At 59.3% G+C, this 25,552-nt stretch carries 25 protein-coding genes; 21 read left to right on the top strand and 4 right to left on the bottom strand.

Going from position 1 to position 25,552, the window contains the following annotated elements; genetic code table 11:
• The 8 genes from soxC (at nt 1) to B9Z52_RS06535 (ending at nt 7,528) form a co-directional block, all read left to right on the top strand.
• Nucleotides 1–1,365, top strand: coding sequence for a sulfite dehydrogenase (gene soxC, locus B9Z52_RS06570; RefSeq protein ID WP_233251846.1), 1,365 nt, complete (start codon nt 1–3; stop codon nt 1,363–1,365).
• Nucleotides 1,349–2,428, top strand: coding sequence for a c-type cytochrome (locus B9Z52_RS06565; protein ID WP_108413057.1), 1,080 nt, complete (start codon nt 1,349–1,351; stop codon nt 2,426–2,428). The genes soxC and B9Z52_RS06565 overlap by 17 nt, the downstream gene beginning before the upstream one ends.
• 68 nt (nt 2,429–2,496) lie before the next feature.
• Nucleotides 2,497–2,952 carry a thiosulfate oxidation carrier protein SoxY gene (gene soxY, locus B9Z52_RS06560; protein ID WP_108413056.1) on the top strand — a complete coding sequence of 152 codons (456 nt, stop codon included), beginning with the start codon at nt 2,497–2,499 and terminating at the stop codon, nt 2,950–2,952.
• Nucleotides 2,953–3,000: 48 nt separating this feature from the next.
• Entirely contained in the window at nt 3,001–3,312 is a 312-nt protein-coding gene (gene soxZ, locus B9Z52_RS06555) for a thiosulfate oxidation carrier complex protein SoxZ (RefSeq protein WP_199222051.1), read from the top strand.
• Between the two features lie 136 nt (nt 3,313–3,448).
• Nucleotides 3,449–4,192, top strand: a complete 744-nt coding sequence (gene soxA, locus B9Z52_RS06550) for a sulfur oxidation c-type cytochrome SoxA (protein ID WP_369907866.1) — start codon at nt 3,449–3,451, stop codon at nt 4,190–4,192.
• 18 nt (nt 4,193–4,210) lie between these two features.
• Nucleotides 4,211–4,867: a sulfur oxidation c-type cytochrome SoxX gene (gene soxX / locus B9Z52_RS06545; RefSeq protein ID WP_108413287.1), complete on the top strand. Its 657-nt coding sequence runs from the start codon at nt 4,211–4,213 to the stop codon at nt 4,865–4,867.
• 60 nt (nt 4,868–4,927) lie between these two features.
• Complete coding sequence (gene soxB / locus B9Z52_RS06540; RefSeq protein ID WP_108413054.1) at nt 4,928–6,664, top strand: thiosulfohydrolase SoxB; 1,737 nt, start codon at nt 4,928–4,930, stop codon at nt 6,662–6,664.
• 159 nt (nt 6,665–6,823) lie between these two features.
• Entirely contained in the window at nt 6,824–7,528 is a 705-nt protein-coding gene (locus tag B9Z52_RS06535) for a DUF4395 family protein (protein WP_233251845.1), read from the top strand.
• Nucleotides 7,529–7,544: 16 nt separating this feature from the next.
• Here B9Z52_RS06535 and B9Z52_RS06530 read toward each other — a convergent pair whose 3' ends face one another.
• Genes B9Z52_RS06530 through B9Z52_RS06520 form a run of 3 tightly spaced genes read right to left on the bottom strand, consistent with a single transcriptional unit; the run spans nt 7,545 to nt 8,319 of the window.
• Nucleotides 7,545–7,745 (bottom strand): hypothetical protein, encoded by a 201-nt coding sequence (locus B9Z52_RS06530; RefSeq protein WP_108413052.1) that lies wholly within the window; start codon nt 7,743–7,745, stop codon nt 7,545–7,547.
• A 23-nt stretch (nt 7,746–7,768) separates the two neighbouring features.
• The gene (locus B9Z52_RS06525; protein ID WP_108413051.1) at nt 7,769–8,116 is read right to left on the bottom strand and encodes a rhodanese-like domain-containing protein; all 348 of its coding nucleotides are present in this window, start codon (nt 8,114–8,116) and stop codon (nt 7,769–7,771) included.
• Nucleotides 8,113–8,319, bottom strand: coding sequence for a hypothetical protein (locus B9Z52_RS06520; protein ID WP_108413050.1), 207 nt, complete (start codon nt 8,317–8,319; stop codon nt 8,113–8,115). Before B9Z52_RS06520 ends, B9Z52_RS06525 begins: the two co-directional genes overlap by 4 nt.
• A 141-nt stretch (nt 8,320–8,460) precedes the next feature.
• On the opposite strand from B9Z52_RS06520, the gene B9Z52_RS06515 reads away from it, so the two are divergent.
• Nucleotides 8,461–9,744 (top strand): NAD(P)/FAD-dependent oxidoreductase, encoded by a 1,284-nt coding sequence (locus tag B9Z52_RS06515; protein ID WP_108413049.1) that lies wholly within the window; start codon nt 8,461–8,463, stop codon nt 9,742–9,744.
• Between the two features lie 38 nt (nt 9,745–9,782).
• On the opposite strand, the gene B9Z52_RS06510 is transcribed toward B9Z52_RS06515, so the two are convergent.
• Nucleotides 9,783–10,712: a LysR family transcriptional regulator gene (locus tag B9Z52_RS06510; RefSeq protein WP_108413048.1), complete on the bottom strand. Its 930-nt coding sequence runs from the start codon at nt 10,710–10,712 to the stop codon at nt 9,783–9,785.
• A gap of 109 nt (nt 10,713–10,821) precedes the next feature.
• Between B9Z52_RS06510 and B9Z52_RS06505 the strand changes: the two genes are divergently transcribed.
• The 12 genes from B9Z52_RS06505 (at nt 10,822) to fba (ending at nt 25,477) form a co-directional block, all read left to right on the top strand.
• The gene (locus B9Z52_RS06505; protein WP_108413047.1) at nt 10,822–12,201 is read left to right on the top strand and encodes a ribulose-bisphosphate carboxylase; all 1,380 of its coding nucleotides are present in this window, start codon (nt 10,822–10,824) and stop codon (nt 12,199–12,201) included.
• Between the two features lie 93 nt (nt 12,202–12,294).
• Nucleotides 12,295–13,086 carry a CbbQ/NirQ/NorQ/GpvN family protein gene (locus B9Z52_RS06500; protein ID WP_108413046.1) on the top strand — a complete coding sequence of 264 codons (792 nt, stop codon included), beginning with the start codon at nt 12,295–12,297 and terminating at the stop codon, nt 13,084–13,086.
• Nucleotides 13,087–13,098: 12 nt separating this feature from the next.
• Nucleotides 13,099–15,375, top strand: a complete 2,277-nt coding sequence (locus tag B9Z52_RS06495) for a nitric oxide reductase activation protein NorD (protein ID WP_108413045.1) — start codon at nt 13,099–13,101, stop codon at nt 15,373–15,375.
• 243 nt (nt 15,376–15,618) lie between these two features.
• Nucleotides 15,619–16,344 carry an HAD-IA family hydrolase gene (locus tag B9Z52_RS06490; RefSeq protein WP_108413044.1) on the top strand — a complete coding sequence of 242 codons (726 nt, stop codon included), beginning with the start codon at nt 15,619–15,621 and terminating at the stop codon, nt 16,342–16,344.
• Nucleotides 16,341–17,027 carry a ribulose-phosphate 3-epimerase gene (gene rpe / locus B9Z52_RS06485; RefSeq protein ID WP_108413043.1) on the top strand — a complete coding sequence of 229 codons (687 nt, stop codon included), beginning with the start codon at nt 16,341–16,343 and terminating at the stop codon, nt 17,025–17,027. Before B9Z52_RS06490 ends, rpe begins: the two co-directional genes overlap by 4 nt.
• A gap of 50 nt (nt 17,028–17,077) precedes the next feature.
• Complete coding sequence (locus B9Z52_RS06480) at nt 17,078–18,175, top strand: class 1 fructose-bisphosphatase (protein WP_108413042.1); 1,098 nt, start codon at nt 17,078–17,080, stop codon at nt 18,173–18,175.
• Nucleotides 18,176–18,225: 50 nt separating this feature from the next.
• Nucleotides 18,226–19,110, top strand: coding sequence for a phosphoribulokinase (locus tag B9Z52_RS06475; protein WP_108413041.1), 885 nt, complete (start codon nt 18,226–18,228; stop codon nt 19,108–19,110).
• A 20-nt stretch (nt 19,111–19,130) separates the two neighbouring features.
• Nucleotides 19,131–21,236, top strand: a complete 2,106-nt coding sequence (tkt, locus tag B9Z52_RS06470; RefSeq protein WP_199222050.1) for a transketolase — start codon at nt 19,131–19,133, stop codon at nt 21,234–21,236.
• Between the two features lie 30 nt (nt 21,237–21,266).
• On the top strand, nt 21,267–21,932 hold the full coding sequence (locus tag B9Z52_RS06465; protein WP_108413286.1) for an HAD-IA family hydrolase: 666 nt from the start codon (nt 21,267–21,269) through the stop codon (nt 21,930–21,932).
• A gap of 237 nt (nt 21,933–22,169) precedes the next feature.
• A complete protein-coding gene (gene gap / locus B9Z52_RS06460) occupies nt 22,170–23,186 on the top strand; it encodes a type I glyceraldehyde-3-phosphate dehydrogenase (RefSeq protein ID WP_108413039.1) in 1,017 nt (338 codons plus the stop codon).
• Nucleotides 23,183–24,403, top strand: coding sequence for a phosphoglycerate kinase (locus B9Z52_RS06455; RefSeq protein WP_108413038.1), 1,221 nt, complete (start codon nt 23,183–23,185; stop codon nt 24,401–24,403). Before gap ends, B9Z52_RS06455 begins: the two co-directional genes overlap by 4 nt.
• Nucleotides 24,404–24,442: 39 nt before the next feature.
• Nucleotides 24,443–25,477, top strand: coding sequence for a class II fructose-bisphosphate aldolase (fba, locus tag B9Z52_RS06450; protein ID WP_108413037.1), 1,035 nt, complete (start codon nt 24,443–24,445; stop codon nt 25,475–25,477).
• Nucleotides 25,478–25,552: the final 75 nt, after the last annotated feature.

The following is a 25,552-nucleotide window of genomic DNA, read 5'->3' as shown; positions in this document are numbered from 1 at the left end:
GTGAAAGAAGACAACATTAACTCAGGGAGGGTGCAAAAAGCACCGGAGAACTTCCTGACCCAAACTGGCATCAAAGAGGTTTATGCCGAAGGAAAAAAAGGTCGCCGTGATTTCATTCGCAGCGCATTTGCTGCGGCTGCTGCGGGTGCGGCTGCACCCATGGCTTTGGCACAAGGCAATCCTGTGCCGACTGAAGGTGGCGATCCCAACATCTTGAATTTGCCTGAGCATGCGACCAATCTGGGTCAGGGCGTGGCGGTTGAAGGGTATGGCAAGCCATCTAAGTTCGAAGCCAACTTGCAACGTCGTCAGAGTCCGGGACTGACACAGACCACTCAGGCTTCGGTGTCGTTTGCGCCACTGCAATCCTTGTTCGGTATCGTGACCCCCAGCGGTCTGCACTTCGAGCGACACCACCAAGGCTGGTGGGACATCGATCCGTCCAAACACCGCTTCATGATCAACGGCATGGTCAAAAAGAACATGGTGTTCACCATGGACGAGATCATGCGATTGCCATCCGTGTCGCGCTTTCATTTCATCGAGTGCGGTGCCAACACCGCTGTCGATTGGGGCAATGTGGCTGTCCCCACGGTGCAATACACCCACGGCATGTTGTCGTGCAGCGAGTTCACCGGCGTGCCCTTGATCACGTTGCTTGAATTGGCTGGCGCGGATCTTAAAAACGGCAAGTTCATTTTGGCCGAAGGCGGCGATGGCTCGTCCATGACCCGCACCATCCCGATGAGCCTGATCACCTCGGGTGAAGTGTTGGTGGCCTATGGCCAGAACGGTGAAATGCTCCGCCCAGAAAACGGCTACCCCCTGCGCCTGGTGGTGCCTGGTGTGCAGGGCGTCAGCTGGGTCAAGTACCTGCGCCGCATCGAAGTGGGTGACAAGCCCTATGCGGCCAAAGACGAAGCCGTGCATTACATCGATTTGCAGCCCGGTGGCTTGCACCGTCAGTACACCAACATCCAGGAAGTCAAGAGCGTAGTGACCACGCCTTCTGGTGGCCAGGTGCTGCTGGACAAAGGTTTCTACAACATCACGGGATTGGCCTGGTCGGGCAAAGGCAAGATCCAGCGCGTGGACGTGTCCACCGATGGTGGCCGCAATTGGAGGCAAGCGCGCCTGGAAACGCCTGTTTTGTCCAAGGCATTGACGCGTTTCAACCTCGATTGGGTTTGGGACGGTAAGCCTGCCATCATCCAAAGCCGAGCACAGGACGAGACAGGCCATGTTCAGCCGACTTATCAGCAATTGCGTGGCGTGCGCGGTACGCGTTCGATCTATCACAACAACGCCATCCAGTCGTGGCTGGTTCAGGAAAACGGTGAGGTGAAAAATGTCCAGGTTTCGTAATGCCGTTTTGACGGTCGCCTTGCTGGCCGTGGCTGGCTTGGCTACAGCGCAGTCGCCCAAATACCCTGGGGTGGGGCGCCCCGCCACTCCCAAAGAAGTCGCCAAGTGGGACATCGATGTCCGGCCAGACTTCAAAGGCTTGCCTGCAGGTTCGGGCTCTGTGGCCAAGGGGCAAGACGTTTGGGAAGGCAAATGCGCGCATTGCCACGGCGTGTTCGGTGAATCCGGTGAAGTGTTCAGCCCCTTGATTGGCGGCACCACTGCCGAAGACGTCAAGACTGGCCGCGTGGCCAATTTGAATCGTTCTGACTATCCAGGCCGCACCACCATCATGAAGGTGGCCACGGTGTCGACCTTGTGGGACTACATCAACCGCGCCATGCCTTGGACCAGCCCCAAGTCTTTGACTACAGAAGAAGTCTATGCGGTGACGGCGTTCTTGTTGAATTTGGGCAATGTGGTACCTGATGACTTCGTGTTGTCGGACAAAAACATCGCTGACGTGCAAAATCGCATGCCCAACCGCAACGGCATGACGACCCAGCACGCCATGTGGCCCGGTCGTGAATTTGGTGGTGTCAAGAAGCCAGATACCGATAACAAGATCTGCCTGAAAGACTGCACGCCTGAGCCTAAAGTGGCGTCCTTTTTGCCTGACTTTGCACGCAACGCGCACGGTAACCTGGCGGAGCAAAACCGTCTGGTGGGCCAGCAGCACGGTGTGGACACCACCAAGCCAGAAGCCAAGGCCGGCATGCCTGCCGTTGCAGCGCCCGCTGCTGCGGCAGCACCCGCCAAGCCAGAGAATGCCGAGGCCAAAGCCGCCATTGCATTGCTGAACAAGTACAGCTGCACAGCATGCCACGGTGTGGACAAGAAAGTGGTGGGCCCAGGCTTCAATGAAGTAGCCAAAAAGCATGCAGGCAAGGCCGACTATTTGGCTGGCAAAATCAAGGCCGGTGGTTCTGGTGTGTGGGGGCCGATCCCCATGCCTGCACAGTCCCTGCCTGAAGCGGACGCCAAGAAAATTGCCGAATGGATTTCAAAGGGGGCCAGCAAGTAATACGGGCTATACCTGTTGCACTGCTGAACCTGTTTCAATAGCATCACTCAACCTCAAGGAGATATCAGATGCAAACCCGTCGCGAGACACTCAAGCAAAGCGCTGTAGTGGCAGGCCTGTTGGCCACGGCTGGCTTCCCCCAGTTCGCACAAGCCGCGTTCAACAAAGTGGCCTTTGATGCCAAGTCTATTCAAGATGCTGCCAAAGCCGCTGGCGCCGTCAGTTTGGCTGAAAGCAAGGATGTGACCATCACCGGTCCGGACATCGCTGAAAACGGCGCTGTGGTTCCATTGGGTGCCAGCACCTCTTTGGCTGGCGTGAAGCAATTGCTGGTTCTCGTTGAGAAGAACCCTGCAGCATTGGTCGCCTTGTTCCATGTGAGCGACAGCATTGATGCCAACTTCGCCACACGTGCCAAGATGGGTCAATCTTCGGATGTTTACGCTGTCGCCATCATGGCCGATGGCAAAGCTTTCTTCGCCAAGAAGGAAGTCAAAGTCACTTTGGGCGGGTGCGGCGGTTAAACGCTCACTGATCCGATCCACAAAACATTGAAAGAATTGGAGTAAAAAATGGCAGATCCCATGCGCATTCGTGCCCAAGTATCCGGCGACAAAGCCACCGTCCGCGTGCTCATGAGCCACGAGATGGAATCCGGTCAGCGCAAAGACGCCGCTGGCAAATTGGTCCCAGCTTGGTATATCCAGGAAGTCACCGCTGCTTTGAACGGCAAGCAAGTGCTGGCCGCTGAATGGGGCCCCGCTGTCTCCAAGAACCCCTTTATGCAGTTCGCCATCAAGGGTGCCAAGGCCGGTGATAAAGTTGCTGTGACCTGGAAAGACAACAAGGGCGATACCCGCACAGACGAAGCTACGGTTTCCTGATAACGTGGTGAATCAAAAAGGGTGAAGCATTTGACTTCACCCTTTTTTTGTTTTGAGAATGAATAAGAGGTGACGCATGAAATACGCGACCACAATGACCTTGGCCACTGTTTTGGCCATGGCCGTCGTCCCCGCCATGGCGCAAAAGACCGCCAGCCAAGGCATTGATGAATACCGCGCCATGTTGCAAGACGGTAACCCTGCCGACCTGTTTGAGGCCAAAGGCGAGGGCTTGTGGACGCAAAAGCGTGGCCCCAAAAATGCCAGCCTTGAGAAATGCGATCTGGGCAAAGGCCCTGGCGTGGTCAAAGGCGCATTCGTGGAGTTGCCCCGTTACTTTGCAGATACACAGCGCGTGCAGGATCTGGAAACCCGTTTGGTCACTTGCATGGAAACCCTTCAGGGTTTCAACGCTGCCGAGATTTACAAGACACCCTTTGGTAAGGGCGAGCAAAACAACGTGACGGCACTGGCCACCTGGATCGCCGCAGAGTCCAAGGGCATGCGTTTCAATCTGTCGCAAGCGCATCCGCAGGAAAAGACTTTTTATGAAGTCGGCAAGCGTTTGTTTTTCCAACGCGGTGGTCCGCATGATTTCTCTTGTGCCTCTTGCCACGGCGAAGAGGGCAAACGCATTCGCCTGCAAGACTTGCCCATGCTGACCAAAAATCCCGGTGATGGTGTCGGTTTTGCCGCTTGGCCGGCCTACCGCGTGTCCAACGGTCAAATGTGGGGCATGCAACTGCGTTTGAATGACTGCTACCGTCAGCAACGCTTCCCATACCCCGGTTTTGGCAGCGATGCCACATTGGCCCTGGCCACCTATTTGGGTGTGAATGCCAAGGGTGCAGCATCGGTGGCTCCAGCCATCAAGCGCTGATGAATGAAGGTGATCTCCATGAAAAAGAAAATTCAATTTGTCATGACCGGTATCGCTGCAGCTTTGCTGGTGGTCGGTTGTGCATCGGCCCCTTCAGTGGCTGAACTCAATGAGCTGACCCACAAGATCGTCAAAGCATCGTTTCGCGACGAGGGTTTTGTCAAAGTCGATCGCGTCTTGAACACCGATGAAACCAACCGCGCATGCAGCGAAGCCGATGTGGTGGGCAAGCCTTTGGATGAGAAGACCGCCAAAGCCATCGAAGACATGAATTTGAAGGCCATCAAATGGCCCTCGGATGGGAAATTCATCGGCGATTGGAAGCAAGGCGAGGCTATTGCCCAGAGTGGACGTGGCTTGACCTGGACAGACAAAGCCAGCGATGTGAATGGTGGCAATTGCTACAACTGCCACCAAATCAGCAAAGAGGAAATCTCTTTCGGCACGATTGGCCCGAGCCTCTACAACTACGGCAAGATCCGCGGCGTGACCGATCCGAACAGCCCCGAAAGCAAACCCATTGTGGAATACACCTGGGGCAAGATCTGGAACTCCAAAGCCTACAACGCGTGCTCCAACATGCCCCGTGCAGGTCACATGGGTATCTTGACTGAAGCGCAAGTGCGCCACGTGGTTGGCCTGTTGCTGGACCCCAAATCGCCCGTCAACCAGTAATCCATCTGAAACCCGGCGTGCCCGGGTTTTTTTGCCGTTAATACATCAGTGAGTGCAAATATGAACTTGACCAAACGTGAATTCATCCAAGTGATGGGCGCTGGGACCATGGCCGGCATGAGCATGGGCCAATTTTCTGAAGCCAGCGCAGCGACCGCAGCCCATGGCCTGTACGACATCCCCAAGTTCGGCAATGTGTCCTTTTTGCACATGACCGACTGCCATGCGCAGCTCAAGCCGATTTACTTCCGTGAGCCCAGCATCAACATGGGCATTGGCTCGATGCAGGGTAATTTGCCGCATCTGGTGGGCGAGCACTTGCTCAAAGTGGCCAAGATACGTCCGGGCTCTGCAGAGGCGCATGCATTGACGTATCTGGACTACGAAAAAGCCGCCAACCGTTACGGCAAGGTCGGCGGTTTTGCGCACTTGGCCACCTTGGTCAAGCGCATGAAAGCCAGCCGCCCAGGCGCTTTGCTGCTGGACGGTGGGGACACCTGGCAGGGCTCAGGCACCAGCCTGTGGACCAACGGTCAGGACATGGTCGACGCCTGCAAACTGCTGGGTGTGGACGTCATGACCGGCCACTGGGAATTCACTCTGGGCATGGAGCGTGTCAAAGAAATCGTCGAGAAGGATTTCGCAGGCAAGGTGGACTTCGTCGCACAAAACGTCAAGACCAATGACTTCGGTGATCCGGTGTTCAAGCCCTATGTGATCCGCGAGATCAATGGTGTGCCATGCGCCATCATCGGCCAGGCCTTCCCCTACACGCCGATTGCCAATCCGCGTTACATGGTGGCCGACTGGGCCTTTGGCATCCAAGACGAGAACATGCAGCTGATGGTCAACGAAGCGCGTGGCAAAGGCGCGCAGGTGGTGGTGGTCCTCAGCCACAACGGCATGGATGTGGACTTGAAGATGGCCAGCCGTGTGAGCGGCATCGACGCCATCATGGGTGGCCACACCCACGACGGCATGCCTGTGGCCACGCTGGTGTCCAACAAGAGCGGCAAGACCATCGTCACCAACGCAGGCTCCAATGGCAAGTTCCTGGGCGTGCTCGACTTGGATGTGAAAGACAAAAAGGTCAGCGACTTCCGTTATAAGCTGCTGCCTGTGTTCTCGAACATGCTGCCCGCCGACAAAGAGATGGATGCCTTGATCACCAAGATCCGTGCGCCTTATGAAGCCAAGTTGTCCGAGAAGCTCGGCATCTCGGAAGGTTTGCTCTATCGCCGTGGCAACTTCAACGGCACGGGCGACCAGCTGCTGGTTGATGCCTTGCTCGATGTGCAGGGTGCCGAGATTGCCTTCTCGCCAGGCTTCCGTTGGGGCACATCCTTGTTGCCTGGTCAGGCCATCACACGTGAGTGGCTGCTGGACATGACCGCGACCACTTACTCGTATGCCACCGTGACCGAAATGACCGGTGAGACCATCAAAACGGTTCTGGAAGATGTGTGCGACAACCTGTTCAACCCCGATCCTTACTACCAACAAGGTGGTGACATGGTGCGCGTGGGCGGCTTGAGCTACAGCTGCAACCCCTTGGGCAAGATCGGCACACGCATTGGCGACATGCGCCTGAATGGGCAGTTGATTGATGCTGGCAAAAAATACAAGGTCGCTGGCTGGGCGCCTGTGGCCGAAGAGGCGCGCAACCAAGGCAACAAACAAGTGTGGGAAGTGGTCGAGACCTGGCTCAAGACGCAGCCCGGCGGCCGCGTCAAGCCTCGCAAGCTCAATGCACCCAAGATCACAGGCGGATTGCCAAACCAGGGCTACGTGGGCTGAGCTTGAATCAACCCACAGGGCTCTGAGATGCAACAGAGTTGCATCTCAGGATGGCTTTGCCGGCAACTCGGTAAACACATCAGTCTGGCTTGTCTCGAAGCGAAAAAAGCATACTGATTTTCATGGAAAAAGGGGAGACCAATGGCAGATTCAAATGGCATGACAACAGGCAATTCCTGGTCCTTGCTCTGGTTCAGAAGCCGTGACGATGTCACGCCGTTCATCAATGACACCGCAGTTCGCATTCGCGCGGGCATCATGCTGGCCATTCCGATCTTCATGGCCTTTACCTTGTGGGACATCGTCTTCGGCAGCCGATGGATCGTGACCGGGGAAGTGATCAAGGACACGTTTGAAACCGACTTTGACAACCGAATCCTTTACATGGTCGAGGCTGTTCGACGCACCTACGACTACACGGTGCAAACCTGGTTGTTGATTTATGCCTTGTTTGAAATGCTGGCTGGCATGAGCGTCAAAACGGCCTACCTGTCACCCACCATCTGGCTGTCCACCTTGCTGGCTCGCAAGGCGCGTCCTTTGTGGAAACCTCTGGCACCCAAACGGTTTGCATGGACCATCGGGGCATCCATGATCAGTGTTTGCCTTGTGTTTTTTCACCCCGAGAAGTTCGCCGCAGCCGTCAACTTCATCTTCCAAAGTCAGGTGCTGCCCACGACCGAACAATATTTGCCACGCTGGTTGCCCTTGGTGATGGTTTGGGTGTGCCTGGGCTTCATGTGGATGGAAACGGTGCTGGGCTTTTGTCTGGGTTGTGAGGTCCATGCCTTGCTGGTCAAGTTGGGCATTTTTCAGGACGAGTGCGAGGCTTGCAACAACCTCGATTTTGGTCAACCGCGTTGATCCACTGCAAGGCGCATCAGCGGTGCGTCTTGCAGCCTGAGCTCATTCGTGTTTGATAGTTCGCCAAGATCCGTTTGACGATTTTCAATGGCAAGTTTCTGATGCCGGCAGGCAAAATGCCCGACCAGCGAATGGAAAAGGCTGCAGCCCAGCGTGTGACTGGGCGCAACCAGGCCGTGGCTTCCAAAAACTCTTTTTGTTGTTGGCGGTTCATCATGGTTGCAATGCCTTGATCCGTGTTCAGGACATGAAATTGCGCCACGCACCGATGTTGTAAACGCGTTGGTAGCCGTTCTTCTTCAACATCAACTTGGCCATGCCGCTGCGTGTGCCGCTGGCGCAGCCGACCACAACGGGCGTAGATTTGGGCAGGCTGGCCAAATGCTGGCCCAATTCGTTGAGGGGAATGTTGCGCGTGCCTGGGGCATTGCCAGAGGCGAATTCGGCTTCTGATCGCACATCCAAAAGTATCGCGCCTTCACTTTTGAGTTGGGGCAGCAAAGCCTTGACGCGCCTTGCATTCCACCACTTGTAGCCTAACCAAAGGGCCAAGGCCATCATGGGCCAATAGTCTTGAATGAATTTCATGGGGCTTCTTTCTGAGTTGGGTTTTGGCCAAAACTGTCGGACATTTTCACCGACACAACCTCGCCGCGCGCGGTGGCAACACCCGCAGCATAAACGGTGGTCTCCACCACCACCTTGCGGTCTTTGACTTCCTTGACGCGACCACGAATGACCGTCTCTCTGTCCAGATGTGTGGGCTTGAGTTGGCCGCGCAGGGTATTCATATAAGTGATTTTGCATATTTTGCTTGGGCACTGAGATTGCATAGGCTAAAGCAGGGAAAACGAGAGGTCAGCGATTGATCTGCATCAACTCAAGGGTGCGTTTGAGACCGATGATGGAGAAAACTTTTAAAGGAGACCGACATGGCTCACATCGTGATTATTGGCGCAGGCATTGGCGGCATGCCCATGGCCTTCGAGATGAAAGAACTGGCACGCCCCGGAGACCGGGTCACGGTGATCAGCGAGTCCTCAAAATTCCATTTCGTGCCATCCAACCCTTGGGTGGCGGTGGATTGGCGCAAGCGCAAAGACATCGAGATGGACATCGCCCCCACGCTCAAGCGCAAGGGTGTTGAGTTGATCGCGCAAGCTGCCAAACGGGTTCACCCCGAGCGCAACCAGGTGGAGTTGCTCGATGGCACACAGGTCGATTACGACTATTTGGTCATTGCTACAGGGCCGAAGTTGGCCTTCGATGAGATTCCGGGTTTGGGGCCAGATGGCTTTAGCCAATCGATTTGCCATGTCTCTCATGCAGAAACCGCCAAACTCAATTGGGACCGGTTCACGGCCGACCCGGGCCCGATTGTCGTGGGCGCGGTGCAGGGTGCTTCCTGCTTTGGTCCTGCCTATGAATACGCCATGATCATGGAGACGGACCTGCGCCGTCGCAAGATCCGTGACAAGGTGCCCATGACGTATGTCACCTCGGAGCCCTACATCGGCCATTTGGGCTTGGGCGGCGTGGGCGACTCCAAAGGTTTGCTCGAATCGGCCATGCGCGATCGCCACATCAAGTGGATTTGCAACGCCAAGACCACCAAGATTGAAAACGGACAGATGTTCGTGACTGAGCACGATGAAAATGGCCAACCTAAAAAAGAACACGTCTTGCCATTTAAGCATTCGATGATGTTGCCCGCCTTCAAAGGCGTGGATGCGGTGTTCGGCATTGAAGGCCTGACCAATCCTCGGGGTTTCATTACCATCGACGAGCACCAGCGCAACACCCGGTACACCAATGTGTTCAGTGTCGGTGTCTGTGTGGCGATCCCCCCGGTTGAGCCCACGCCGGTGCCCTTGGGCACACCCAAGACCGGTTTCATGATCGAGTCCATGGTGACCGCCACAGCGCACAACATCCGTGAACTGCTCGACGGTCAAGAGCCTTCCCACAAGGCGACTTGGAACACGGTTTGTCTGGCCGATTTTGGTGACACGGGCGCAGCGTTTGTGGCCTTGCCCCAGATTCCGCCGCGTAACGTGAGTTGGTTTGCCGAAGGCAAATGGGTTCACCTGGCCAAGGTGGCATTCGAGAAATACTTCATGCGCAAGATGCAAAAAGGCACTTCGGAGCCTTTTTACGAAAAAATGGTCATGGACATGATGGGCATCGTCAAGCTCAAAGACAAGCTCAAGAAGTGATGCACGCCGTGAGCAGTCATGCTGCGCCGAGTGGAGACTCAAATGCGCAGATGGCGACCAAATTGTTCAGCCAGATGTCGCTCACCATTTTCCAGCATGAAATACCTGAAAGCTTCTGCGGCCGGGGAGAGCATTTTGGATTGGGTGTGCACCACATTCCAAGCGCGCACGACCGGCGCGCCTTGCACATCGAGCATCGCGATCAATTTGTGCTCGAGCTCCAGGCCGATCGTGTGCATGGATAAAAAGCCCAAGCCCAGGCCCGCCATGACGGCCTGTTTGATGATTTCGTTGCTGTGCAGCTCGATTTTCAGACGAGGCTCAACATGGGTGTCTTCGAAAAACTTTTCCATGGCCGCGCGGGTGCCTGCGCCCTTTTCGCGGGCGATGAAGTCGTAGGGGCGCAAGTCTTCCACGGTGAGCGGGCCACGTTGGGCCAGTGGGTGGTCTGTGGCCGCCACAAACACATGCGGGTGCGCGGCAAAGGGCTCGGCCCGGGTTTGCAGCTCTTTGGGCGGGCGGCCCATGACGGCGATGTCGACTTCGCTGTTTTGCAGCATCTTCACGAGTTGGTCGCGGTTGCCAATCGACAGTTGCACCTCCACACCCGGGTGTTTGCTGCGAAAGTCGGCCAGCATGCGCATCAAAAAATACTTGGCGGTGCTGACAAAGCCGATGGTCAGCACGCCAGTTTCGGCCCTTTGCAAGCGGGCGGCGGCGTCTTCGGCGTCTTTGACCGTGGCCAAAATTTTGCGGGTGTAGACCAGCATGTACTCACCTGTGGTGGTCAGGCTCACTTGCTTGCCACGCCGCTCGAACAGGGGCATGCCCACATGGCCTTCGAGATCTTTGATCTGCATGGTCACTGCGGGGGGCGTCAGGTGCAGGGTTTCGGCGGCGCGCACAAAACTGAGGTGGCGGGCCACCTCGTTGAACACACGCAATTGGCGGAAGGTGGCGTTCTTCATTCAGCTATCTCTTAATTTGGTAGCGATCAATATTGAATTTACCTTATGCCTGGATGTTTTTAAAGTCCAGACATTCCCTGAGTACAGGGCTTTTAAAAGGAGACTGAACATGGACCAATCCGCACGTTATGCCGACCTGAGCTTGTCTGAAGCCGAACTCATCGCCGGGGGTCGCCACATTTTGGTGGCTTACAAAATGAAGCCCAAATCGGGTCATGGCTACTTGGAAGCTGCAGCCCACTTTGCCGCTGAATCTTCCACCGGCACAAACGTTGAAGTTTCCACCACCGACGACTTCACCAAAGGCTTGGATGCTTTGGTGTACCACATCGACGAAGCCACCGAGGACATGCGCATCGCCTACCCGATGGACCTGTTCGACCGCAATGTGACCGATGGCCGCATGATGATGGTCTCGATCCTGACCTTGGTCATTGGCAACAACCAGGGCATGGGCGACATCCAGCACGCCAAGATCCACGACATTTATTTTCCCGAGCGCGCCATCCAGTTGTTCGATGGCCCAAGCAAGGACATCTCGGACATGTGGCGTGTGTTGGGTCGCCCCCTCAAGGACGGTGGCTACATTGCCGGTACCATCATCAAGCCCAAACTCGGCCTGCGCCCTGAGCCCTTTGCGCACGCGGCTTACCAATTTTGGTTAGGTGGCGACTTCATCAAAAACGATGAGCCCCAAGGCAACCAGGTGTTTGCGCCGATGAAGAAAACCATTCCGTTGGTGGTGGACGCCATGAAGCGCGCCATGGACGAAACCGGCCAAGCCAAATTGTTCTCTGCCAACATCACCGCCGACGACCACTACGAGATGTGCGCCCGCGCCGACTTCATCCTGGAAGCCTTTGGCCCCGACGCTGACAAAGTGGCTTTCCTGGTGGATGGTTTTGTGGGCGGCCCCGGCATGGTCACGACCGCACGCCGTCAATACGCCAACCAATACCTGCACTACCATCGCGCAGGCCACGGCATGGTCACCAGCCCCAGCGCCAAACGCGGTTACACCGCCTTTGTACTGGCCAAGATTTCGCGCTTGCAGGGGGCCTCGGGCATCCACGTGGGCACCATGGGCTACGGCAAGATGGAAGGCGAAAACGACGATCGCATGATCGCCTACATGATCGAGCGCGACGAGTGCCAGGGTCCGGTCTACTTCCAGAAGTGGTACGGCATGAAGCCCACCACGCCCATCATCTCGGGCGGCATGAACGCTTTGCGCTTGCCCGGTTTCTTCCAGAACCTGGGCCACGGCAACGTGATCAACACCTCCGGTGGCGGCTCGTATGGTCACATCGACAGCCCTGCAGCTGGTGCGATCTCGCTGCGCCAGTCCTACGAGTGCTGGAAGTCGGGTGCCGACCCGATCGAGTTCGCCAAAGAACACAAAGAGTTTGCCCGTGCTTTTGCGTCCTTCCCGGGTGATGCCGACAAGCTGTTCCCCGGCTGGCGCGACAAGTTGTCCGCACACAAGTAAAACCTGCAAGGCGCGCATCTGCCCACAGAAGGCCGGTGCGCGCCCGTGCAGGAGCCCACCCCATGGGCGATACGTTTGACCCAGGAGCCTTGCATGTCTGAGCTGATCACCCAGGAACCGCTGTACCTGCCCCAGGGGCAAGAGGTGGCGCTTTACCAAGCTGCTTATGCGGCCCGTTTGCCGGTCATGCTCAAAGGCCCGACCGGTTGCGGCAAGTCGCGATTTGTCGAGCACATGGCCTGGAAGCTGGGCAAGCCCCTCATCACCGTGGCCTGCAACGAAGACATGACCGCCTCCGACTTGGTGGGCCGTTATTTGCTGGACGCCCAGGGCAGCCGCTGGGTCGATGGCCCGCTGACGCGTGCTGCGCGCACCGGGGCCATTTGCTATTTGGACGAAGTGGTGGAAGCACGGCAAGACACCACCGTGGTCATCCACGCCCTGACCGACCACCGCCGCGCCTTGCCCATCGACAAAAAGGGCGAGACGGTGCAAGCGCATCCGGATTTTCAGCTCGTCATCTCTTACAACCCGGGCTACCAAAGCCTGATGAAAGACCTCAAGCCCTCGACCAAGCAGCGCTTTGTGGCTTTTGAGTTTGACTACCCCGAAACCGCACAAGAAGTGGCCATCTTGCAGGGCGAGACTGGCATTGACGTCGAGCGCGCCCACAAACTGGTGCAATTGGCCCACAGCGCCCGCCACCTCAAAGGGCATGGCTTGGTGGAAGGGGTGTCCACCCGTTTGCTGGTGTATGCGGCCCAGCTCATGGCGCAGGGTGTGGCCCCGCAAGCGGCCTGTCGCATGGCACTGGTGCGTCCCATCACCGACGACGCCGACATCCGCCAGACCCTGGACCACGCCATCGATGCCCTGTGGGGCTGAGCGGTCTGCGCCATGAGCCCCGCCGAAACCGCAGCCCCGCCGGACTACGCCGATGTGCGCTGGCAGACGGCCTGGGGTGAGCTGGGTTGCCGCCTGCCCGGGGTGCAGTCGGTGTTCGAGTCCAGTGTGGCGCAAAGCCTGGAGGGCCTGACCGAGCCGCAATTGCACGGCCTCTGGGGTGTGGGGCGGCGCTTGGGGCAACTCGGACGCGGGGCCGAACCCGTCATCGCCTGGCTCACGCATTGGCCTGCTGTGTTGGACTTGATCGGCGATGAGGTGCTGGACGATGTGCTGGCGCTGGTGCAGTTTTTGCACAAATCCCCCAACAGCGCCGCCATCGCGCCCCTGATTGGCAGCTTGGTCACTGCGGCCCGCCGTTTGGCTTCGGCCGAGGGCGTGCGCCAGTACCTGAGTCTGCTGCAAACTTTTACACAGCAAACCACCGGCTCTATCCACGGCCGCCAGCAAACCCAGCCCAGCCCGGGCTTGCTGCCTTTGCTGGCGCAAGCGCCGCTTTTGCTGCAACAGCTGTCCATGGCGGGGCTGCGCCGCTGGGTGCTGCACGGTGCACGGGTGCATGCGCAACACCCTCCGCAGCAGGTGGCTTATTTCTCGCTGCAAAGCCCGGACAGCCTGGCCATGTTCCAGCGCGAGCGGCACGGCACCTTGTTGGTCGATGTGCAGCGCCAACTGGGCATGACGCAGCAGGCTTTGTGGCAAAGTGATCTGCCCCTGGCCCCCTTGACGGGCGACAACGCGGCCGTGGCCCGCATGACGCCTGCGCTGCAAGCCGATGTGTTGGGCCTGCCCGATGTGCTGGAAGACCTGAACGGGGTCACTGGCCTGGGGCGCTACCGCTTGATGCTTTTGCACGCCATGGCCCACCGGCACTTGTCGGGCACCTGCATCGCCGACAACTGGAGCCCCGCACAGCGCTTGGCGGTGGAATGGTTTGAAGACGCCCGCATCGACCGCTGGCTGCTGGCGCGCTGGCCCGGTTTGCGCCCCGACATGCTGGCCCTGTTGCCCCCGGTGCAAGAGGGCGAATGCGACGATCGCACCCACGCTTGTTTGCGCCACCGGCTGGCGCTGTGGAACCGGGCGGTGCTCGATCCTTCCTTCGCGTTGACGCAGCCTGCACTGCATGACTTTGTTCGGCGCTTTGAACACGCGCTGGACGAGCCCTTGGTGTGCACACGCGACATGGCCATGCTGGCCCTGTCGTTTGTGGCCTGCACGCGCTGCGCGGGCGATGCCTTGCCGAATGTGTTTTTTGCAGGCAGCCTGATTGACTGGCGTGACGACAACCGCCACCTGTGGCAGTACATCGAAGACGGCGACGAAGAAGACACCCGCAGCCCCAGGCGGCGTGACGCCGAGCCCGAACTGCACAGCCTGCCGCCCCGCCTGTACCCGGAGTGGGACCACATCAGCCAAAGCGAGCGCCCCGACTGGGTCAAGGTCTATGAATACCTGCACCCCTCGGGCCAGGCCAGTGACATCGACCGCCTGACCGCGCAGCACAGCGGTCTGACGCGCCGACTGGAGAGGGTGTTGGACAAACTCAAACCGCAAGGCCGCCAGCGCCTGCGTCGGCTGGAGCAGGGCAGTGAACTCGACCTGGATATGGCCCAGCAAGCCTGGATCGACTGGCGCAGCGGCCACACGCCAGACGAGCGCGTGCAGCAGCACTGGCGGCCGCACGAGCGCGATGTGAGCGTGCAACTGGTGCTGGATTTGTCGGCCTCTTTGGCCGAGCGCATTCCCGGTACCGACCAGACCGTGCTGCAAGTGAGCCTGGCGGCGGTGGCCTTGCTGGCCTGGGCACTGGACCGGCTGGGCGACCCGCTGGCCATTGGCGGTTTCCACTCCAACACCCGCCAAGAAGTGCGCTATATGCACCTCAAAGGGTTTGAAGAAACCTGGGGCGCAGAGGCCAAGGCCCGCCTGGCGGCCGTGAGCCCCGCGTATTCCACCCGCACCGGTGCCGCCTTGCGTCACGCCAGCCACACCCTGCTGCAACGGCGCAGCCCGCGCAAGCTCTTGCTGCTGCTCACCGATGGCGAACCCTCGGATGTGGATGTGAGCGATCCAGACTACCTCACGCAAGACGCCCGCCAAGTGGTGCGCCAGTTGCAGGCCCAAGGCGTGTTTGTTTGGTGCATCCAACTGCACCCGGCTCACGAGGCCAATGTGCGCAGCGTGTTTGGCGAGCACTACACCTTGGTCAAGGATTTGCAGCAACTGCCGCAAACCTTGGCGGGTTTGTTTTTGCGCTTGACGAAGTAGGCCAACCACTGGCTGGGGTCCTGGGTCGTCATCCGCGTGTCGCTGTGCTTGTGAAGGTGTTGTGGTGACCCGGATAGATCGGAGCCATGGAAGCCGTCACCTCACGCATGAGGTGACTTAGCCGTCTTCAATCAGGCCAAACATTAAGCATTAACTTAATTCGGACGTTGCGAATATTGAATTGTCCTGAGCGTCAGTCTTTTTTAAAGTGGAGGCCTTCTGTTCCACGAAGGGATTTTCCCCATGCTCAAGGCTTTGATATTTGACGTAGACGGCACACTGGCCGACACGGAAATGGCGCACTTGGCTGCTTTCAATCACGCATTTGTCGAAATGGGCCTCGATTGGCGCTGGGACGTGCCGCTGTACACGCGCTTGCTGGCGGTGTCTGGTGGCAAAGAGCGCATCAAGGCCTATTGGCAAACACAGGCTGCGGATGTGCTGGACATCGGCGGCGGTGGCAAGCAAGACACCATTGACCGCTTGCACGAGATCAAGACCGCTGCTTATGAGCAAGCGGTGCAAGACGGTCAGGTGCAAATGCGCCCAGGTGTGCTGGCGCTGATGTCAGCGGCCCGTGCGGCCGGTTTGCAACTGGCCATTGCCACCACCACCTCACCCGTCAACATCGCTGCATTGCTGCGTCGCGCCATCGGGGCTGACTGGAGAGGCCACTTTCAGGTGATCGAAGACGCGTCGACCGCCCCGCGCAAAAAGCCCGATCCCATGGTCTACCAGCAAACCCTGGCCCGTATGGGTTTGCCTGGGCGCCAGTGCCTGGCGTTTGAAGACTCTGAAAACGGCCTGCGTGCCGCCGTGGCAGCAGGCCTGGCCACCGTGATCACGCCCAACGACTTCACGGCTGAGCACGATTTTTCGGGCGCTTTACGCGTCTTGCCCAACTTGCAAGACGTGGGCGTGGCTCAACTCCGTGAATGGCATTCATCCTCCATCCAGGTCTCCGCATGAACCCTGTTTGCATCGCCCCTTCCATCTTGTCCGCCGACTTTGCCCGTTTGGGCGAAGAGGTTCGCGCCATTGAAGCCGCAGGCGCGGACTGGGTGCACTTTGACGTGATGGACAACCATTACGTGCCCAACCTGACCATTGGCCCGCTGGTGTGCGAGGCGATCCGCCCCCATGTCCAGATCCCGATCGATGTGCATTTGATGGTCGAGCCGGTCGATGCCTTGGTGCCTTTGTTCGCCAAGGCGGGGGCCAACATCATCACCTTTCACCCCGAAGCCAGCCGCCATGTGGACCGCACTTTGCAAATGATCCGCGACCACGGCTGCAAAGCCGGCCTGGTGTTCAACCCCGCCACCCCGCTGGAGTGGATGGACCATGTGATGGACCGCCTAGACGTGGTCTTGCTCATGAGTGTGAACCCCGGTTTTGGCGGCCAGAAATTCATCCCCTCCACCTTGCCCAAGTTGCAAGCGGCGCGCCAGCGTATCCACACCCATGTGGCCCGGGGTGGCCAGTCCATCGTGCTGGAGGTGGACGGCGGTGTGAAGACCGACAACATCGCCCAGATTGTGGCCGCCGGTGCCGACACCTGTGTGGCCGGCAGTGCCGTGTTTGGTGCGCCCGATGCCGACGGCGGCTACCGGGGCGTGATGCAAGCCCTGAAGCAGGCTGCTGTGGCTTGAGCCAGTTTCCGAGAGTCCGAATTTAAAAAACTACAGAGAGTGTTTGCCCCATGTCCTTGAGCCCCCGCACCACGCCCACCCTGACGCAATACCTGATTGAAGAGCGTCGCCGCTTTCCCGATGCCAGCGGCGATTTCAACGCCTTGATTTTGGATGTGGCCATGGCCTGCAAAGCCATTGCCAAATCGGTTGCTTATGGGGCTTTGGCCGACATGTACGGCAACCACGCGGCAGATGCTGGCGGCAGCATCAACGTGCAGGGCGAGACCCAGAAAAAACTCGATGTGGTCAGCAACGAACTGTTCATCCGCATGAACGAGTGGGGCGGTCACTTGGCTGGCATGGCTTCTGAAGAGATGGACTTGCCCTATGACATTCCGTCGCAACACCCCCGTGGCAAATACCTGCTGGTGTTTGACCCGTTGGACGGCTCCAGCAACATCGACGTGAACGTGTCGGTGGGGAGCATTTTCAGTGTGCTGCGTGCGCCCGAGGCGACCGCCGCAGGAGGCGCTATGAGCGAGGCCGATTTCTTGCAGCCCGGCACACAACAAGTGGCCGCAGGTTATGCGCTGTATGGCCCGACCACCATGCTGGTACTGAGTGTGGGCAATGGCGTGGCCGCATTCACGCTTGACCCGGTGATGGGCGAGTTCATGCTGACCCACCCCGAGTTGCGCGTGCCCGAAGACACGCAGGAGTTTGCCATCAACGCCTCCAACAGCCGCTTCTGGGAAGCCCCGGTCAAGCGCTACGTGGACGAATGCCTGGCCGGCAAAACCGGCCCGCGCGGCAAGGACTTCAACATGCGCTGGATCGCCTCCATGGTGGCCGAGGCGCATCGCATCTTGATGCGCGGCGGTGTATTCATGTACCCCCGCGACACCAAAGACCCCAGCAAACCCGGCCGCCTGCGCCTGTTGTACGAGGCCAATCCGGTGGGCTTCATCATGGAGCAAGCCGGTGGCCGTGCCAGCACGGGCCAGGTGCCCATGCTGAGCGTGCAGCCCACCCGCTTGCACCAGCGCATTGGCCTGGTGTTTGGCTCCAGAAACGAGGTTGAGCGCATCGAGCGTTACCACGCTGAGCCGCCCAAGCAAGACAGCTTTGCCCCGCTGTTTGCTGAGCGCAGCCTGTTCCGCGACTGAGCGGCCAAGTCCGTTCGCCAAACGATTGACAAAATTAAAAGGAGACCCCCATGTCTGAACGCCACCCCATCATCGCCATCACCGGCTCTTCGGGCGCAGGCACCTCGACGGTGACACGCACGTTTTCCAATATTTTTCGGCGCGAAGGCGTGCATGCGGCCATCATCGAGGGCGACAGCTTTCACCGCTTCGACCGCAAGGAAATGAAGATTCGCCAGGCCCAGGCCGAACAAGAAGGCAATAAGAACTTCAGCCACTTCGGCTCGGACAACAACCTGTTTGGCGACATCGAAAACCTGTTTCGTACCTATGGCGAAACAGGCCAGGGGCAGGCGCGAAAATACCTGCACAACGCCGAAGAAGCCGCGCCTTACAGCCAGGAGCCGGGCACTTTCACACCCTGGGAAGCCTTGCCTGCCGACACCGACATGCTGTTTTACGAAGGCCTGCACGGCGCGGTGGTCACGCCCGAACACAACATCGCCCAATACCCCGACTTGCGCGTGGGCGTGGTGCCGGTCATCAACCTGGAGTGGATTCAGAAACTCTGGCGTGACAAACACCAGCGTGGCTACAGCACCGAGGCGGTGACCGACACTATTCTGCGCCGCATGCCCGACTATGTGAACTACATCGTGCCGCAGTTTGCGCACACGCATGTGAACTTTCAGCGCGTGCCCATGGTGGACACCTCCAACCCCTTTATTTCGCGCGACATCCCGTCTGCCGACGAGAGCATGGTGGTGATCCGTTTTGCCAACCCCAAGGGCATTGATTTCCCCTACCTGCTGAACATGATCAACGACTCCTGGATGAGCCGGGCCAACACCATCGTGGTGCCCGGCGGCAAGATGGAAATCGCCATGCAGCTGATCTTCACGCCCTTTGTCTGGCGCATGATGGAGCGCCGCAAACGGGCGCTGGGCCAGGCTTGAACACACCAAGGATCACGCCCATGAATACCGCTGACCATTTATCCGCTCACCCCAGTCCCGAGATGGCCCGCCGCATGGCCAACGCCGTGCGCATGCTGGCCGTCGACGCCGTCGAAGCCGCCAAGTCCGGCCACCCCGGTGCCCCCATGGGCATGGCCGACATCGCCGAAGTGCTGTGGCACCGCCACCTTAAACACAACCCGCTCAACCCGCAGTGGTACGACCGCGACCGCTTTGTGCTGTCCAACGGCCACGGCTCAATGCTGATTTATGCCTTGCTGCACCTGACAGGCTACGACCTGGCCTTGGACGAGCTGAAAAAGTTTCGCCAACTGCACAGCAAAACCCCCGGCCACCCCGAAGTGGACATCACCCCCGGCGTGGAAACCACCACCGGCCCCTTGGGCCAAGGCATCACCAACGCCGTGGGCATGGCACTGGCCGAAAAGATGTTGGCCGATGAATTCAACCGGGAGGAGGGCGGTCAGCGCCTGGACATCGTGGACCACATGACCTATGTGTTCCTGGGCGATGGCTGCCTGATGGAGGGCATCAGCCACGAGGCCTGTTCTCTGGCAGGCACCTTGCGTCTTTCCAAACTGGTGGCGCTGTACGACGACAACGGCATCTCGATCGACGGCCATGTGGAAGGCTGGTTCACCGACGACACGCCCAAGCGCTTTGAGGCCTATGGCTGGAACGTGATCGCCCAGGTGGACGGCCACGACCCGCAAGCCGTGCACGCTGCCATTGAAGCGGCCAAAGCGCAAGCCCACAGCCCCAACGGCAAACCCACCTTGATTTGCTGCCAAACCGTGATCGGCATGGGCTCGCCCAACAAGGCCGGCACGCACGATGTGCACGGCGCAGCGCTGGGCGCTGCCGAAGTGGCCGCCACCCGCGAAGCGCTCAACTGGCCGCACGCGCCATTTGAGGTGCCCTTTGACGTGGTCAGCGCTTGGGATGCCCGCGCCTGCGGTGTAAAGGCCGAAAGCCAATGGCGCGAGCGCTTTGCCGCCTACCAAAGCCGCTACCCGCAAGAGGCGGCTGAGTTTGAGCGCCGCATGAAAGGCGACTTGGGTGAGGCCTACGGCCAAGGCCTGGCAAAAGCCCTGGCCGCCATCGTGGCCAAGCCCGATGCCGTGGCCACCCGCAAAGCCAGCCAGAATGCGCTCGATGTGCTGGCCCCCTTGTTGCCCGAGTTTTTTGGCGGCAGCGCCGACCTCACGGGCTCGAACCTGACCAACTTCAAAGGCTGCACCAAGGCCGGCCGCGACACCTGGGGCAACCACCTGTCGTATGGCGTGCGCGAATTCGGCATGGCCGCCATCATGAACGGCATGGCGCTGCATGGGGGTTACATCCCGTATGGCGGCACCTTCCTCACGTTCTCGGACTATTCGCGCAATGCCATCCGCATGGCGGCGCTGATGAAAAAGCGTGTGATCCATGTGTTCACGCACGACTCGATTGGCTTGGGCGAAGACGGTCCCACGCACCAAAGCGTGGAGCATGTGCCCAGCTTGCGCATCATCCCGGGGCTGGACGTGTGGCGTCCGGCCGACGGGCTGGAGACCGCTGTGGCCTGGGCCTGTGCAGTAGAGCGGCGCGATGGACCCAGCGCCTTGGCCTTGTCGCGCCAGAACCTGCCGCAGCTGCTGACCGACGTGGCCGATGCGGCCAAGGTGCGCCAAGGCGGCTACATCCTGAGCGACATGCCGGGGGCTCAAGCGATCATTGTGGCAACGGGGTCTGAAACCTCCTTGGCCATGAAAGCCCAGGCTGACCTGGCCGCACAAGGAGTGGCCACGCGGGTGGTGTCCATGCCCTGCACCAATGTGTTTGACCGGCAAACCGAGGCTTACCAGGACATGGTCTTGCCGCTGGGCTTGCCCACGGTGGCTGTTGAAGCCGCACACCCCGACTTTTGGCGCAAATACGTAGGCCGCACCGGCATGGTGATTGGCATGGCCAGCTTTGGCGAATCGGCCCCGGCCCCGGCTTTGTATGCGCACTTTGGCATCACCACCGAGCGGGTGTGCGAAGCGGTGCGCACCCTGGTGCACCGCCACACCCACCGCCAGGCCGAGCCGCTGCCCGCGCACATCGTGCCTTCCGAAAATTGAGCCGCCAGCCCCTTGCAAAGCGTGAAAAAAATGCCAACACCACAAGCCTATTTCTTTGACCTCGACGGCACCTTGGTCGAAACCGCGCCCGAAATTGCCGACGCCGTCAACGACACCTTGCGCTATTTCGATTGGCCCGAGGTGTCGCAGCAACAAGTCAACGACTGGATCGGTCACGGCACCAAAGAGCTGCTGATCCAGGCGCTGGCCAGCGTCACGCAGACCCCGGTGGCAGCGGTACGGCAAGGGGCCGACCTGAAGCAGGCGCTGCCGATTTTTGACCGCTACTACCAGGCCCGCTGCGGCACGCGCAGCCACCTCTACCCGCAGGTGCGCGAAGTGCTGGCGGCGCTGCGTGCCCGTGGCTGCAAGCTGGCAGTGGTGACCAACAAGGAAGGCCGTTACACCGATACCGTGCTGCGTGTGCATGGGCTGCACGAGGCTTTCGACGTGGTGGTCAGTGGTGACTCTTTCCCGGTCAAGAAACCCGACCCGACCAGCGTGGTCGATTGCCTGGCGCGTTGGCAGCTCAAAGCGTCAGACGCCCTGTTTGTGGGCGATTCGTCGATTGATGCGGCTACCGCGCGCAATGCGTGTGTGCCAGTCTGGTTGCTGCCCTATGGCTACAACATGGGCGAGTCGGTGCACACCTGTTCCCCTGATCGTGTGATCGACGATTTTTCAGCGCTGCTGTGATTTTGTAGGGGCTCACCTCTGTGGGCGATGGGCGTGGCACACACCCTTGACTGCATCGCCCACAGGGGTGAGCACCCACAAAGACCAGAACCGCCAAGAAGTTTTGTAGGAGCCCACCCCGTGGGCGATGGACGCGGAACACGCCCTAGAACGCATCGCCCACAGGGGTGAGCTTCTGCAGAAACAACGGCCCAGAAGTATTTGAAGTTCAACTGTTTTGAATGAAGAGGAAAATGCATGACCACACACATTGGCATCAACGGATTTGGCCGCATTGGCCGCATGGTGTTCCGAGCGGCGCTGCAAAATTTCGACGACATCGAGATCGTTGCCATCAATGACCTGCTGGAGCCCGAGTACTTGGCCTACATGCTGCAATACGACAGCGTGCATGGCCGTTTTGATGGCGACGTGAGCGTTGAAGGCAGTACCCTGGTCGTGAACGGCAAACGCATCCGCCTGACACAAGAGCGTGACCCCGCGAATCTGAAGTGGAACGAGGTCGGCGCGGACGTGGTGATCGAAGCCACAGGCTTGTTCCTCGACAAAGAAGGCGCTGGTAAGCATTTGGCTGCAGGCGCCCAAAAGGTGGTGATTTCGGCCCCGTCGAAAGACGACACGCCCATGTTTGTGTTTGGTGTGAACCACGCCAGCTATGCGGGCCAGGCCATCGTCAGCAATGCCAGTTGCACCACCAATGCATTGGCCCCTTTGGCCAAGGTGCTCAATGACAAATGGGGCATTAAGCGCGGTTTGATGACCACTGTGCACGCCGCTACCGCCACGCAAAAAACCGTGGACGGCCCGAGCAACAAGGACTGGCGCGGTGGGCGCGGCATTTTGGAAAACATCATCCCCAGCAGCACGGGCGCAGCCAAGGCTGTGGGCGTGGTGATTCCCGAGATCAAGGGCCGGCTCACGGGCGTGTCGGTGCGGGTGCCCACCAGCGATGTGTCGCTGGTCGATTTGACGGTCGAGTTGGCTACGCCTGCCACCTATGCCGAAATTTGCGCCGAAATGAAAGCCCAAAGCCAGGGGGCACTCAAGCGTGTGTTGGGTTACACCGAAGCCAAAGTGGTGTCCACCGATTTCCGTGGCGAGGTCTGTACCAGCGTGTTCGACGCCGAAGCGGGCATGGCGCTCGACAGCACCTTTGTGAAGCTGATGGCCTGGTACGACAACGAATGGGGTTACTCCAACAAGTGCCTGGAGATGGCCCGTGTTGTGGGTGGTGTTGCTGGGGGTGCGCAATGAAAGTCTTGCGATTTGCTGATGTGTGCGCCAGTGGCTTTGCCGAGAAAAAACGGGTTTTCATCCGTGCCGACCTGAACGTGCCGCAAGCCGATGACGGTCGCATCACCGAAGACACCCGCATCCGCGCCAGTGTGCCTTGCATCCAGATGGCGCTGGCGGCTGGTGCTGCCGTGATGGTGACATCGCACCTGGGCCGCCCGATCGAGGGCGAGTTCAAGCCTGAAGACTCGCTTGCCCCGGTGGCCAAACGCTTGGGCGAGTTGTTGGGCCGTGATGTACCGCTGGTCGCCAACTGGGCAGGCTCACAAGGCAACGCCAGCGTTGCGGGCGTGACCGTGGCCCCCGGCCAAGTCGTATTGCTCGAAAACTGCCGCGTCAACAAGGGCGAGAAAAAGAACAACGAAGACTTGGCCCGCCAAATGGCCCAGCTGTGCGACATCTACGTGAACGATGCCTTTGGCACTGCGCACCGCGCCGAGGGCACGACTTACGGCATCGCCCAGTTTGCGCCCATCGCTTGCGCAGGCCCCTTGCTGGCCGCCGAGATTGATGCCATCACGCAGGCCCTGGCCAACCCGAAGCGCCCACTGGCGGCCATTGTGGCGGGCTCCAAGGTGTCCACCAAGTTGACCATCCTCAAAAGCCTGTCGAAAAACGTAGACCAGCTGATCGTGGGCGGCGGCATTGCCAACACCTTCTTGCTGGCAGCGGGTTTGAAGATCGGCAAGAGCTTGGCCGAGCCCGACTTGGTGGGCGAGGCCAAAGCGGTGATCGAGGCCATGAAGGCCCGTGGCGCGGAAGTGCCGATCCCGACCGATGTGGTCACCGCCAAGACCTTCTCAGCCGACGCAGTGGCCACGGTGAAAAAAGCCACTGAGGTGGCCGACGACGACATGATTTTGGACATTGGCCCTGAGACGGCTGCCAAGCTGGCCGCTCAGCTCAAGCAGGCCGGCACCATTGTGTGGAACGGCCCGGTCGGTGTGTTCGAGTTTGCGGCCTTTGAAAACGGCACCAAGGTGATTGCCCAGGCGATAGCCGAGTCCAGCGCCTTCAGCATCGCGGGCGGCGGCGACACGCTGGCCGCGATTGCCAAATACGGCATCGACAAGCAGGTGGGCTACATCTCCACAGGCGGTGGCGCTTTCCTGGAAATCCTCGAAGGCAAGACCTTGCCCGCCATTGAAATTCTGAGCCGACGCGCTGCGGCGGACTGACCTCTTTTTCATCTTTTTTACTTTTCAAGGAGCCCCCTCATGGCATTGGTTTCATTGCGCCAGGTCCTCGACCATGCGGCCGAGTTCGGCTACGGCATTCCCGCTTTCAACGTGAACAACCTCGAACAGGTGCAGGCCATCATGGAGGCGGCCCAAGCCACTGACAGCCCGGTCATATTGCAAGCGTCTGCGGGTGCTCGCAAGTACGCGGGTGAGGCGTATTTGCGCCACTTGGTGCTGGCCGCCATCGAGACGCACCCCGACATTCCCGTGGTCTTGCACCAAGACCACGGGGCCACGCCCGCGCAGTGCCAGCAGTCCATCCGCTCGGGTTTTTCGAGCGTGATGATGGACGGCTCGCTCATGGCCGACGCCAAGACGCCCGCCAGCTACGAGTACAACGTGGGCGTGACGCAAAAGGTGTGCGAGATGGCCCACGCCGTGGGCGTGTCGGTCGAGGGCGAATTGGGTTGCCTGGGCTCGCTGGAGACTGGCGAAGCGGGCGAAGAAGACGGTGTGGGTGCCGAGGGCAAACTCAGCCACGACCAGATGCTGACCGACCCGGTGCAGGCCAAGGATTTTGTGGCGCAAACCGGTGTGGACGCCCTGGCCATTGCCATTGGCACCAGCCATGGCGCTTACAAGTTCACCCGTCCCCCCACAGGCGATATTTTGGCCATGGACCGCATTGCTGCTATCCATGCCGCCATTCCCAACACGCACCTGGTGATGCACGGCAGCTCCAGCGTGCCGCAAGAGTGGTTGCAGATCATTCGCCAATACGGCGGCAACATCAAGGAAACCTATGGCGTGCCGGTTGAAGAGATCGTGCGCGGCATCCAAAGCGGTGTGCGCAAGGTCAACATCGACACCGACATCCGCCTGGCCATGACCGGCGCCATGCGGCAGGTGTTTGCCCAGCAGTCTTCAGAGTTCGACCCTCGCAAAGCCTTGGCGGCTGCAAAAAAAGCGGCAGCGGCCATTGTGAAGACCCGTTTTGAAGCTTTCGGCTGCGCTGGGCGTGGCAGTCAGATCAAGCCCGTGTCGATGGATGCGATGGCGAGTCGCTATTGAAAAATGGGAATCGAAGTTCAAATCGAGACCAGACTGAAACGCAAAACACGCAAGGTAAATCATTGCTTTACGAAG

Source organism: Limnohabitans sp. Jir72 (genome assembly GCF_003063575.1).
GTDB lineage: Bacteria > Pseudomonadota > Gammaproteobacteria > Burkholderiales > Burkholderiaceae_C > Limnohabitans_A.
This window is presented reverse-complemented; position numbering and strand designations above follow the sequence as displayed.